The sequence below is a fragment of the Aneurinibacillus sp. REN35 genome (assembly GCF_041379945.2).
In the GTDB taxonomy this organism is placed as follows: Bacteria; Bacillota; Bacilli; order Aneurinibacillales; family Aneurinibacillaceae; genus Aneurinibacillus.
Genome location: NZ_JBFTXJ020000003.1, coordinates 47,360 through 60,373, shown reverse-complemented (window position 1 = coordinate 60,373; position 13,014 = coordinate 47,360). Strand labels below are relative to the sequence as shown.

13 protein-coding genes and 1 pseudogene are annotated in these 13,014 nt (G+C 44.2%); 1 reads left to right on the top strand and 13 read right to left on the bottom strand.

Annotated elements, in window-relative coordinates; translation table 11 throughout:
• The first annotated feature begins 125 nt into the window (after positions 1-125).
• On the top strand, positions 126-1,280 hold the full coding sequence (locus AB3351_RS06575) for a TIGR04053 family radical SAM/SPASM domain-containing protein (RefSeq protein ID WP_371146336.1): 1,155 nt from the start codon (positions 126-128) through the stop codon (positions 1,278-1,280).
• Between the two features lie 185 nt (positions 1,281-1,465).
• On the opposite strand, the gene AB3351_RS06570 is transcribed toward AB3351_RS06575, so the two are convergent.
• The 13 genes and pseudogenes from AB3351_RS06570 to AB3351_RS06510 all read right to left on the bottom strand — a co-directional run bounded on the left by AB3351_RS06570 (position 1,466) and on the right by AB3351_RS06510 (position 12,537).
• A complete protein-coding gene (locus AB3351_RS06570; RefSeq protein ID WP_371146335.1) occupies positions 1,466-2,029 on the bottom strand; it encodes a hypothetical protein in 564 nt (187 codons plus the stop codon).
• A 160-nt stretch (positions 2,030-2,189) separates the two neighbouring features.
• The gene (locus tag AB3351_RS06565) at positions 2,190-3,026 is read right to left on the bottom strand and encodes a hypothetical protein (protein WP_371146334.1); all 837 of its coding nucleotides are present in this window, start codon (positions 3,024-3,026) and stop codon (positions 2,190-2,192) included.
• An 85-nt stretch (positions 3,027-3,111) separates the two neighbouring features.
• Positions 3,112-3,720: an immunity protein Imm33 domain-containing protein gene (locus tag AB3351_RS06560; RefSeq protein ID WP_371146333.1), complete on the bottom strand. Its 609-nt coding sequence runs from the start codon at positions 3,718-3,720 to the stop codon at positions 3,112-3,114.
• A 588-nt stretch (positions 3,721-4,308) separates the two neighbouring features.
• Positions 4,309-4,623: a ferredoxin family protein gene (locus AB3351_RS06555; protein ID WP_371146332.1), complete on the bottom strand. Its 315-nt coding sequence runs from the start codon at positions 4,621-4,623 to the stop codon at positions 4,309-4,311.
• Complete coding sequence (locus tag AB3351_RS06550) at positions 4,605-5,900, bottom strand: FAD-dependent oxidoreductase (RefSeq protein WP_371146331.1); 1,296 nt, start codon at positions 5,898-5,900, stop codon at positions 4,605-4,607. The genes AB3351_RS06555 and AB3351_RS06550 overlap by 19 nt, the downstream gene beginning before the upstream one ends.
• Positions 5,893-6,951 (bottom strand): electron transfer flavoprotein subunit alpha/FixB family protein, encoded by a 1,059-nt coding sequence (locus AB3351_RS06545; RefSeq protein WP_371146832.1) that lies wholly within the window; start codon positions 6,949-6,951, stop codon positions 5,893-5,895. Before AB3351_RS06545 ends, AB3351_RS06550 begins: the two co-directional genes overlap by 8 nt.
• A gap of 132 nt (positions 6,952-7,083) precedes the next feature.
• Positions 7,084-7,227 (bottom strand): annotated as a pseudogene (locus tag AB3351_RS06540) (4Fe-4S dicluster domain-containing protein); the annotation flags it as partial.
• Position 7,228: 1 nt separating this feature from the next.
• Positions 7,229-8,053 carry an electron transfer flavoprotein subunit beta/FixA family protein gene (locus AB3351_RS06535; RefSeq protein WP_371146330.1) on the bottom strand — a complete coding sequence of 275 codons (825 nt, stop codon included), beginning with the start codon at positions 8,051-8,053 and terminating at the stop codon, positions 7,229-7,231.
• Between the two features lie 407 nt (positions 8,054-8,460).
• A complete protein-coding gene (locus tag AB3351_RS06530) occupies positions 8,461-8,637 on the bottom strand; it encodes a hypothetical protein (RefSeq protein WP_206249633.1) in 177 nt (58 codons plus the stop codon).
• A gap of 153 nt (positions 8,638-8,790) precedes the next feature.
• Complete coding sequence (locus tag AB3351_RS06525) at positions 8,791-9,636, bottom strand: acetyl-CoA carboxylase carboxyltransferase subunit alpha (RefSeq protein ID WP_371146329.1); 846 nt, start codon at positions 9,634-9,636, stop codon at positions 8,791-8,793.
• A complete protein-coding gene (accD, locus tag AB3351_RS06520; RefSeq protein ID WP_371146328.1) occupies positions 9,626-10,471 on the bottom strand; it encodes an acetyl-CoA carboxylase, carboxyltransferase subunit beta in 846 nt (281 codons plus the stop codon). Before accD ends, AB3351_RS06525 begins: the two co-directional genes overlap by 11 nt.
• Before the next feature lie 3 nt (positions 10,472-10,474).
• On the bottom strand, positions 10,475-11,659 hold the full coding sequence (locus AB3351_RS06515; protein ID WP_371146327.1) for an iron-containing alcohol dehydrogenase: 1,185 nt from the start codon (positions 11,657-11,659) through the stop codon (positions 10,475-10,477).
• A 35-nt stretch (positions 11,660-11,694) separates the two neighbouring features.
• Positions 11,695-12,537, bottom strand: coding sequence for an SDR family NAD(P)-dependent oxidoreductase (locus AB3351_RS06510; RefSeq protein WP_371146326.1), 843 nt, complete (start codon positions 12,535-12,537; stop codon positions 11,695-11,697).
• Between the last annotated feature and the right edge of the window lie 477 nt (positions 12,538-13,014).

The following is a 13,014-nucleotide window of genomic DNA, read 5'->3' as shown; positions in this document are numbered from 1 at the left end:
AAAAAGGAAGTCAATAAATTACAAACTATTTGTAGTCGATTTGTAACATTTTTTTCCTTCTCTGCAAACGATCAAATTTATAATGAAGATAGCAGTAAAAATTATGTAGAAGAATGGTGATACGCATGCAAATGAAAGGACATCATCATCAACATATCATCGATTACAATCAAAACCCCTATATCGTCATTTGGGAGGTTACTAGGGCTTGTCAGCTCAAATGCATTCATTGCAGAGCGGATGCACAACTGACACCGGACGCAAATGAATTAAGCCATACAGAGGGATTTCAGCTCATCGATCAAATCTATGAAATGAATAATCCGCTATTAGTTTTTACGGGCGGCGACTGTATGATGAGAGAAGACCTGTACGAACTGGCAGAGTATGCTGTAAAAAAAGGAATGCGCGTCTCCATGACCCCAAGCGCTACCGCAAATGTTACAAAAGAAAACATGCAAAGAGCGAAGGAAGTGGGCCTATCAAGGTGGGGCTTTAGCCTTGACGGCCCTACACCGGATATTCATGACCATTTCAGAGGAACACCGGGATCGTTCGACTTAACGCTTGAAAAAATAAACTACTTAAACGAACTTGAGATGCCGCTGCAAATTAATACAGTGATTTCAAAATACAATGTTGATCATCTCGAGCAAATGGCGGAACTGATCAAAGATATTGGAGCGATCATGTGGTACATCTTTTTGCTTGTTCCAACAGGAAGGGGACAGCTTGATGCGTGTCTTTCACCGGCTGAACATGAAAAAGTATTCACATGGCTGTACGAATTAGGGAAGACCGCTCCCTTTGACATCAAAACAACAGCCGCCCAGCACTACAGGCGCGTGGTTCTGCAACAAAAGGTCAAAGAACAGAAGCTGGATAGAGGTATCATTCGCTATGAAGATACGATTACGAATGATGCAGCCTCAATCGTTGACGGCTTAAAAAGAGCACCTAAAGGGGTAAACGACGGAAATGGTTTCATTTTCGTTTCGCATACAGGGGATGTTTTTCCAAGCGGCTTGCTGCCGATCAAAGTCGGAAACATTCGAGAAAAATCATTGCAAGAGATCTATCGGGAATCACCGATTCTCCAAGAGCTTCGCAACCCTGATTTGTATAAGGGAAAGTGCGGGGTATGTGAATACCGTTTTGTATGCGGAGGCTCCCGCTCAAGGACGTATGCTGTGACAGGGGATTACCTGGAAAGCGAACCGTTTTGCGTCTATATCCCAACCGCTTTGCGCAATAAAAAAAATCAAGCGGCTGCTTTTTAATTGATCTGATTCCTCATAAGCAATTTGTGTATACGCCTGAGATTGAGGGTCTATAAAAAAACGAGGCTGTCCGTAATCGACCAACTCATTCGTCCTTTATGGTCAGCCATTCTTTTCTCCTATTTCATTCTCATGCTGCATGCCTATTCCTTTCATGTAATCCCCTGCTCTGCATGTACGGCATGTTAGTATCTCTTCTTCCTTCTCCAAATAAAAACGATAACCCCAACTACTACAAGGGCTAAGATCCATACGTACACACCAATGTCTTGTCCTGGATTTTTGAGATTTACTTGTTCTGTCGGTGTCTTTCCTTTTCCTAATAGGGTCACATCCTCTTTGGCAGAAGATGCTTCATTCGTTCTGTTGCAAATCGTGGTGACAAGAGCGTTACCACCATACATGGATGATTGGGAGGCATATACGATATACTCTTTTCCCTGCTTAAATTCATATCCGCAATCACCACCGCCAAAACCCGTAGTAATGATCACTTGAGATTCGGATACTCCTTTCCAGGTGGTTGTCACATCGAAAAGAACAGATTTTGTCCTTTCACCATTTAGCTGCTGTCTTTCTTTCACTTCTATCACTTTGCCAGAAAAAACAGCGGCAGAGCGTTCATATTCCTCTTTAACACCCGGCAGTTCAACACATGAACAGGCATATGCGATCGAAGGAGCAGAGGCAAACAGCACAAAAAACAAGGCGAAACAAATGTATAAAGCAGTTTGATTGTTTATCCGCATGTACATCTCCCCTTTCACCTAGAGACGTTCTAATCCACTGGATTGTTTCAACCATACAGTTATGAAACAAAAAAAGAAGCACCCTGTACAAAGAGCGCTTCTTTTTTCGTTCTTTTTACGCCAGTCTGAACACAATCCCATTAAGCAAATGTAGATTTTATTATGACACTTTCGGCGTATTCAGGAATCGACCAAACGGTAAAAGGTCACTTGCCGAGTGAATAGCTTGCACTTTCGCCTCTTCAGGTTTCATTTGTACATCCAAGTTAAAAAAATAACAAAACCGTTCTCTGTAGGTATTCTCATAACTTTCCAGACCGTTCTTTTCACTTTCTTTCATGGTTACTTCTTCTTTTATCTTTTCATTTACATATCTGACTTGTATTTTAAATCCCTTTATATTTTTCATTTTTAAATACTGATAAATCTCAAACAATTTTTCCATTTCTTTATTAACATTTTGCGGAGTTACGGTTTTGTAGGGATAGATAAACAGGTACTCTTCTAACTCTTTCGATTGTTCCCTTTTTATCTGGTAATACGGAATGTTTACAGAGTATTTATCTTTTATTTCTTCATCGGCTCCTACATTAACCATAAATCCGAACTTATCAGGGTAAAGCCGATCAATTAACGGTTTGATTTCATTCCTTGCTTCATCCCGCCACTTCGCCTCTTTGTAATCATCGGATGGTGAAGTCATTTCTTCATTATCGATCACGCCAAAACGGAGATTTTTATTTCTTTCTGGCATTGCATCTATGTAGTACGTTCCCCCTTTATCACCGAGTGGACGACTATAGGTAACCTCACCTATAATAAATTTTTCTTTATACTTATCTTGAAGATACTGAGATACTATTTGCTGAATCTCACTGTTATTATATTTCTTTTTGTGTATCAGAAAATCGAATAAGGGAAGCCCACCAAGGACAAACATGCTTCCCAAAATCCATACCCCCGTTATTATCAATAATAGTTTGACCACTGTTCCCATGCAAAAAACTCCCCTGTCTTTTTCAACCAACTTATCAAAAATGCCAGCATGTATATAAATCTGGCTATACTGATTCCTATTTCAATTAACCGTTTACATAACTTTCCCAATCGTAATCATCAATCTTATAAAATTCGCCTTCATCATTTCTTTCATACGCACATAAAGGCGGTTCTTGGATAAATTCTAAAATGGAATCATCGATATTTAAGATTACTCCAACAGAGACAATCTGAAAGTTTTCATCCTCATAGCCGCTTAATATTGACCAACCAGAATCACCTTCACCATTTGGATAATCTTTTATCATAAAGTTGAATTCTCTTTTTTCAAGTACGTCTTCGCTAACCGTTACTAAAGTGTCAAAATAAAAATCCCATTCAGTTGAATTTGGATCTTCATATTCAGTATCACATATGTTTTCAATTCCGAATGAAATCTCATCACCTATTTTTAAAGGTAAACGGTGAGGCACATTGTCCAGTTTCCCTATAAATTTCTTTTCTTTTATGTGGGTGATTTGAACCCACATTCTCTCTCCTCTAAACCCATCATCTTCAGCTTCCTCAGTTACGAAGATTAACTTTACCAAATCACCAACTTTTAATTTGTCCAACACCTCTGAACTTGGAATATAAAACGTATACGGCGATTCTTTGTTTAGGTCGTAAACATTATCTAAATACCAGGACATCCTTTTTTCCCCTTGTTCTCGCAAAATTTTCATTTACTGTATATAGGTTATTTCTTTAATGTCAAAAATCTTATTTGTAATCTCTATCCATTTGAGCATCGTTCAGATTGAAATCACCACGGGCAGTGGTCCTGGATAAACTCTTCACTCTAGATGCCCATCTTCATTTGATTCTTCAAACTTCTTTTCAAGTTCTTCCGACGTTATGCAGTTGCCTTTTTTCATATTCTTTCTATTTTACATTATTCCAAGTGAATCTGTGATAGGAATAGTATTCCGTTCATCTTCATCTAACCGGTTTATTGATATTCTTGCGCCACCAATAGATAACACATCACAAATATCACTACACGCACGTTGGAATTTCCGTAGTTAAATACTTGCGTAGCTAATCTTGGACAAGCCCATATGTTCAAGTGTCTTACTTTTCTTCTACCATTAGGCTATACAATGCATACTTACATAACAAAAAAAAGAGAGCTTATTAAGCCCTCTTTAACGGTCACATCCATTGAATTTTAGTCGAGTTTTTCAATGAAAAAGGTAAAATAATTACTGCCTTAGCTTATACTTCTCACAACTCTCCCTCTACGCCAGTCTGAACACAATCCCGTGTCCGCCTTTCGGATACTCCCACTTGATGTTCTGGTACGGACAGCCAATGCGGCAGCTGCCGCATTCATGACAGCCCTCGTAGCCGACCGCCATCCGCATGCCTTCCCACTTATACACTTCCGCCGGACAGAACACCGTGCACAGCTTATCGGGGCAGCTTGTCGCACACACATCATGATTAAGCACATGCAGATGCGACTGGGTATCCGCTCGAAATCTCACCAAATACTGCTTCTCTTCAATCGTGTTTGTTTTTGGTACGAGACTCATTATTTCATCACCTTCCATGCGCGATAAATGTCCTGCACCATCCCAAGCTTACTCTTACCCTCTGTCAATCCTCTAAAAATCTTCTTCTGCTTCTCACGCTTCGGCATCCCATCCACCGTAAAGAACTGGCTTGCCGCCTGGTTGATCATTGGGATGTATTCTTTAAAATACTGCGGATACGATTCAAACGTATGCGTTGCGTCTTTATACTTCTTCAAATCCTGTCCAACGAAGCTCTCAAGCAGGCGAACTCGATACGTATCAAGCATATTGGCTGAGAAATCCCCCGCTTGCTTGGCAAGCACGATCGTCTCTGCCGCTAAGCGGCCCGATGTCATCGCCATGTTGCTGCCCTCACGGTGAATACTGTTGACCATCTGTCCGGCATCACCAATTACAACCACACCATTGCCTACAATCTTAGGCATCGCATTGTATCCGCCCTCCGGAATAAGGTGTGCGGCATATTCCATCGACTCGCCGCCACGGATCAGCGGACGTACAATCGGATGGTTTTTCAGGTAATCAAGCAAGTCATACGGACGAAGTTTATGCTTAATCATACCCGAGAGTGTGGCTCCCACCCCAATATTAATGCTCTCCTTATTGGTATAAATGAAACCCGTACCCAGGATGCCTTTTGTTGCATCACCAAAAATCTCAATCGTCGTACCCTGATTTGGCTCTAGATTAAACCGATCTTCAATTTTTTCCGCTGGCAGGTTGACCACTTCCATCACAGCAAGCGCTACTTCATCCGGTTTAAATTCTTTATGGAAGCCAAGCGACTTGGAAAGCAGAGAATTTACCCCATCGGCTAGGACGACTACATCCGCGTACACATCACCATCAGGCCGATCCGTACGCACCCCTACTACTTTCCCGTCTTCAACGAGACATTCTGTCACGACTGTTTCATTGATCAAAAGCGCGCCTGCTTCAACCGCTTTGCTGGCGTACCATTGATCGAACTTGGCGCGCAATACAGTAAAGTTGTTGTACGGTTCCTTGCTCCACTCAAGCCCCTTGTATCCGCTTGTAAATACAGAATCTTCTCCAAGCATCCAAAATCGCTGTTCCACAACCGGACGCTCGACTGGCGCTTCTTTATAAAAACCAGGAATCATCTCTTCCATTTGGTGACGATACAATACCCCGCCCATAACATTCTTAGCGCCGGGATATTCTCCCCGCTCAATCAGCAGTACGTTTAATCCTGCTTTCGCCATAGTATATGCGGCAGATGTTCCCGCAGGTCCGGCACCCACTATAATTGCGTCAAACTTCTCAGACATGGACTGCTTCACCGCCTTTTACGACTTTTTTGAACGCTTCGATAAGCTTTGGTACGACTTCAAATGCATCGCCAATAATGCTGTACGTAGCCACACTGTGAATGGGAGCGTCCGGGTCCTTATTAATCGCAATAATAAACTCGGAGTTCTGCATGCCAACAATGTGCTGTACTGCACCGGATATGGCAATCGCAAAGTAAATCTTCGGCGTCACGGTAACTCCAGTCTGCCCAATCTGATAATGGTGATCGATCCATCCTGCTTCAACTGCATCACGGCTCGCACCGACGCTTGCACCGAGCACTTCAGCTAAGTCATAGCAAATCTGAAAACCTTTCGCATCTCCCAAACCTTTGCCACCTGCAACAATAATATGAGCTTCATCGAGCTTTACTCGCTTGCCGGTCTCTCGGACAATCTCTAGCACTTTTGTCTGCAGGTCATTTTCATGCATACCAAGCGGCTCATGAATAACCGTACCCACACGGCCTTTTTGCGGCTCCAGTGCTTTCATTACTTTTGAGCGAACCGTTGCCATCTGTGGACGATGGTTTTTACAAAGAATCGTTGCCATAATATTGCCCCCAAAAGCTGGACGACTCGCCTCGAGCAAACGCTTCTGCGGCTCCACATCCAGCATTGTACAGTCGGCAGTCAACCCTGTCGCAAGATCTGTAGCTACCGCACTGGCCAGATCCTTGCCGTTGATTGTGGCACCATATAGAATAATTTCCGGCTTATATTTATTGCACAGGTCCACCGTTCCTTTCATGTACGTCTCCGATCGGTAGTCCTTTAGAACAGAATCATCAATGATATACATCTGGTCCGCTCCGTATTCAAAACATGTCTGTGTGAGCGGTTCAATCTGATGACCCAGCATGAAACCAGAGAGCGGCGTATTGAGCTTATCTGCCAAACGCCGTCCCGCTCCGAGCAGTTCAAGGGATACTCCGGCAATGACGCCGTCTGTCTGATCAATAAATACCCAGACACCTTCATGGTCAGCAAATCCGTCTGTACGTTTCTCCGTCTGCGCTTCCGTCTTCAGTGCGGCAGGTGGAGGCGTAGATTGGGCGATCGGCTCTGTCGTTTCTTTTGGCTTTTCTTCGGCAACAGAAGGAGCTGGCGGCGGGGCCGCTTTTGTTTTTGTAGGATTTGGCAAACTAATTGCTTCTGTTGGACAAACCGGAATACAATCAGTACATTCCTCGCATTTTGCCGCATCCACCTCACACTTATCCGGTCCAAGATACAATGCACTTACCGGGCAGGTATCTACACAAGTTCCACAAGAAATACAAGCAGCAGAAATTGTAACAGCCATGTTATTTGCCTCCCTGCACGAGTAATTCGCGTTTTTCTTTTAACAGGATATCAACGAGTTGATGTACCTGTTGATCAGTCGTGCCTGTAAGACGCTTTCCACCTTCGGGCTTAGGTGGGCTGAACATCTTGCCGACAATAGTGGGCGAGCCCTTAAGCCCAAGCTGAGTACGATCTACATCCTCCAATTCATTCACCGTCCACACAGTAGGCTGGTAACGGGCAGCTCGAATCATGTTGGGAAGAGGGGAATAAGGAACCTCATTGATCTCCTTCTCTACTGTAAGCAAGCACGGAATGACAGATTGCAGCACTTCATGACCATCTTCAAATTTACGATGGACAACGATTTTTCTGTTTGCTTTATCCACCTCCACCACCTTCTTCACTCCGGTCAACGGTGGAATGTTCATACGACGTGCAATCCCAGGACCCACTTGTCCTGTATCACCGTCAATTGCCATCTTGCCGCAGATAACTAAATCAATTGGCTCTTCTTTCATGATACGGTTGATGGCGCGGGACAGAGCATAGCTGGTAGCCAGCGTATCCGCCCCTGCAAATGCGCGGTCTGAGATTAGATAGCCCTCGTCTGCTCCAATTTCTACGCATTTTTTAATAGCTGCCACAGCTTGCGGCGGTCCCATCGATAGAATGGTCACTTTTCCACCGTATCGCGCACGCAATCGTACCGCTTCCTCGACCGCATGCGTATCGTACGGATTTAAAATAGCCGGAACACCACGCCTGTCAAGCGTATTGGTCTTAGGGTCAATCTTAATGATCTTCGTATCCGGCACTTGCTTAACACATACCAGAATGTGCATAAAAAAGCCTCCTTGTGCAGAATGGATATATTGTGAAAAAAAGCACGTACACAAGATGAGCCATGATGAACAACTAGGAAGTAAAATAAAAAGGGAGTAAGAATCATGATGGAATGGACAAGAGACGAAATCTTCTGACTTTAATTACTACAATAACAGTAGTTATGGTGGAAGTAGTGGGAATATGTATCCGCGAAGTTTAATTCAAGTTTGTCATGTATTACATTACTATTCGTTGTCTTTATTCGAATTCCTTCTTTTCGCTTGGAAAATTATAAATACACGTATCCAAAAATAAAAAGGGTGTCCATGTCGGACAACCCATTTCTTTTGCTTATGTCTATTAATTTACCTTTACCTATTCCGTCTGCTTAGCTATAAAGCGGTTTGTTCTGTACAAGGAAAGACTATTTCACTCCAGCATACTCATCCAGCGCCCAATAGATTTTTTTAATCTCATCTGTTCTCTCTTTTGATGAAAGGCTTGCATCAAACGTAATCTGGCGGATCAACTCGAGCACAAAACTTTGTGTATTGCCATTTTTCTGTTCAGCCTCTGACAATAATTTTAAGTATCTTTCCATGGGTAACTCCCTCCCATACCACTAGTAAATGCATAAACATCTCCTTTATTATACCATTGTTTTGCTACAGAGTGGGAGAATTTCCTCACACGCCGAAAAACCCGCATTCTGTTCTACAACAAGGCGGGCTTTACTCAGCTTTTCCTATATTTTTCATTCCTGATATTCACCTAGACGACGCAAACGTTCATAGCGCTGTTTCATGATCTCATCCATTGGCTGCTGTAATAAACCTTCTAAGTGATACCGTAATCTTCTGCCAACATATGCGACCGTCTCCCGCACAGCCGTATGCGCACCTTCACCTGGCTCCGCAAATATCTCATCAATGACTCCGAGACGATAGAGTTCATCGGCTGTAATTTTCAATGATTGCGCTGCTTCCTCCCACTTACTGGCATCTTTCCATAAGATCGAAGCACAACCTTCCGGACTGATAACGGAATAATAAGCATTTTCCAGCATAAAAAGTCGATCACTTACTCCGATGCCAAGCGCACCGCCGCTACCACCTTCTCCAATCACCACACTTAAAATGATAGTACGCAGCCCAGCCATCTCCAATAGGTTGCGGGCAATCGCTTCTGCGACACCTCTCTCTTCCGCTTCAAGGCCAGGATAAGCTCCAGGTGTATCAATAAAGGTCAGAATCGGACGTCCAAATTTTTCTGCTTGTCGCATCAAACGCAAGGCTTTACGATATCCTTCCGGCTGCGACATTCCAAAGTTTCGGGCAATTTTGTCGCGTGTTCCCCTCCCCTTCTCATGTCCGATTACGGTCACCGGAATGCCTTGAAAAGTCGCAAGTCCTGCCAAAAGTGACTCATCATTACCGTATAGACGGTCCCCTTTTAATTCGATAAAATCTGGAAATAAACCGGAAATATAATCACTTGTCAACGGACGCTCCGGATGTCGCGATAGCTTGACTCGCTCCCCTACTGTACGCGGGGTAATACGGAAAAGGGGTACTTGTGCTTCATACTCTTCAACCGCCATAGGCTCTCCATTCCTTCGGCCTGCGGTGCAGCGCTACAAATTGGGCCAGCGTGTCCCTCATTCGCTTGCGCGGTACAATCGCATCAAGCATTCCATGCTCAAGCAAAAACTCAGCACTTTGAAATCCGTCTGGAAGCTTCTGCTTAATCGTTTGCTCAATTACACGCCTTCCGGCAAATCCAATTAATGCACCCGGCTCGGATATAATAATATCTCCTAGCATTGCATAGCTTGCAGTCACCCCACCTGTAGTCGGATGTGTAAGCACGGAAATATACAGCAATCCAGCTTCTTCATGACGCTTCAGTGCCGCACTCGTCTTGGCCATCTGCATCAGACTAAGTACTCCTTCCTGCATCCGTGCACCGCCAGATGCAGAAAAAATAAGAACAGGCAGCCCCTCTTTTGTGGCTCCTTCTATCGCGCGTGTGATTTTCTCACCGATGGCCGAACCCATGCTGCCCATCATGAATAACGGTTCCATAACCGCTACCACAACACGCTCACCATGCAGCGTACCTTCCCCGGTAATGACCCCCTCTTTTACTCCGCTGCTGCGGCCTGCTTTCATTAACTTCTCATCATATCCGTTAAACTCCAGCGGATTAACGCTGGCGAGCTGCGCATTCCACTCGGCAAAACTTCCAGGGTCCAGCAAGGTCTTAATGCGGTTTTTTGCTGTAAAACGAAATTGAAAACCACATTCACACGTATATGCTTCTTCCAAAAGACGCGATTTCTGATACAGCTTGTGACAGGTTGGACAAACAACGACCTGCGGAGGTTTTCCCTCCGCAAGCCGATGAAACTGGAAAGGGGTTGTTGTATGGTGCATATGCTATGCCCCCTTTGTCAGATAAGATTTCTCAACAAGCTCCTTATATAATTCAATAATTTCTTCATCATTGGCAAGACGAGGATTATTGCCCGGACTGCCGCTTGCCAGCGCATCCTTAGCCATCTTCGGCGCAGCCTCCATGAATTTCTCCGGATCGACGCCAAGCTCTTGCAACGATGGAAGCTGGAGCGATTCACACAAATTTTCAACCATCGACACTGCAAGATCAGCCGCTTCTTCCAACGGCATCCCTTCTGTATCGACTCCCATCGCACGGGCAATATCAGCAAAACGTTCTACAGCCTGCGGCGCAGAAAAGCGCATAACTGAAGGAAGCAAAATCGCATTTGAGATACCATGCGGCACATGAAACAGTGCTCCGATCGGGCGCGACATGCCGTGCACAAGAGCAACCGACGCATTGCTGAACGCAAGACCTGCTTCCATCGCACCGATTAGCACTTGTTCACGTGCTTCCATATCGTTACCGTCTATCCATGCTCGCTCCAAGTTCGGATAGATCCGACGAATCGCTGATAGCGCCATCGTATCCGTCAGCGGTTGCTGTTTACGTGAGATATAGGCTTCGATTGCATGGGTCAGCGCATCCACTCCCGTCCCTGCTGTTACGCCCTTCGGACAGCTTACTGTCAACTGCGGATCAAGTATGGCAACACACGGTACAAGAAAACGACTGGCGATCATCATTTTGACATCGGTTTCTTCGTCTGTAATGACCGTCACCCGTGTTACTTCAGAACCTGTACCTGCTGTCGTGGGAATTGCAATAATAGGAAGCCCCGGTTGCTCCACTTTTTCCATCCCCATGTATTGAGACATGGGTGCTTCATTACGTTGCATCATCGAGATGGCTTTAGCCGTATCAATAGCGCTGCCGCCGCCAATCGCAAGCAGCACCTCACAGTCCTTTTCACGGCATAGCGCAAGCCCTTGATTTACTTCAGATAATGTCGGCTCGCCGGACACATCAGAAAATACTACAGCCTCTATCCCCGCCTTCTCTAGAATATCTTCTAGCGGCTTTGTAATACCAAGACCAGCCAAGATTTTATCTGTTACAATCAGCGCTCTACTTCCATAACGTGCTGCATATTCTCCAGTTTTTTGCAGCGATCCGGCACCCGTTACAATCACTTCTGGCGTTAGAAATTGATGAATGTTCATTATGTGCACACCTTTCTTTTTTTCTATAAATTCGTTTATCTCATTTCTGTACCGCAGGATACATTTAGCGACTGCCCTGTCATGCTGGCGGAGTCATCCGAAGCAAGGAACAGCGCCACCTTCCCTACTTCATCTTCAGTTGGAATGCGGCGTAGTGCGGCCATGCGAAGCATCTTATCTTGGATGACCTCCCATGGAACGTTGCGGATCTCTGCTCTCTTCCGCCATACACGCTCAATACGCGGTCCTTGTACCGGCCCTGGACAAATACAGTTCACGCGGATATTATGCTTGCCAAGCTCTGCCGCCACGCTCTGCGTAAAGCCGATCATGCCCCATTTGGCTACAGAATACGGTGTGCGATACGGGTATGCCCGTTTACCAAAAATCGAAGAGATATTAATGATGTTGCCTGACTGCTGAGCAATCATTAACTTGGCTGCTTCCTTCGTACATAGAAATGCACCTGTTATATCAATATTTAATGTGGTATTCCAATCTTCTAGTGAGATTTCAGCGACAGAACCGGTAGGTCCTGAGACTCCCGCATTGTTAACCAAAATATCAACACGACCAAATCGCTCGATTGTCTTCTCGAAAAGATGCTTGCAATCCGTCTCACTAGCCACATCCGTCGGTACGCTCAGCACATCCGCCCCTAAGCCTGCGATTTCCTGATGAACTTTCGCCAAGGTTTCCTCATTGCGAGCTGCAAGCACTACCTTTGCTCCCTCTGCTATATAAGCAAGCGCAATTGCACGGCCCAATCCACCATTTCCGCCCGTAATAATCGTAACTTGATCCTGCAGCTTTTTACCGCCCGTATTCTTGGATTGGCTTCCTGTTAACGTCTGGTTTTGCGCAGCGCTGTTCATCATTATAATCTCTCCTTTTATTGTATTGGTACAGTTTTTATTTTTTATCTTGTGTTATATAATAATCACCGCAAACTCGTCTGTCAACAAAAAATTCTGAATAAACAGCCTATAATAAAAACATTTTTTCTCATAAAAAATACAGACCCAAACGGTCTGCATTTTATCGCTGCTTCTTTTGTAATAACGAATGATTCACTCTCTGCTTTAGCTTTGTCTGGGCTGTACCTGTTGGTAACACCGCAAAATCAAAGCTGTGCCGTCTTTTTGTATGATTCATGTATAATCCCTCCGTATATAGTTATATACCTCAAATCTGTATTGATACAGTGTGTTGAATAATCTTTTCTGTTATATAATAATATGCAACGTAAAGAAATGTCAACGGAATTTTCTAAAAAATAAGCCCATATTATAATAATGAACGCAGTAAAAAAGGGTCGAAAACTGTTATACAGCTCCGACCCTTCTCTTTTATTC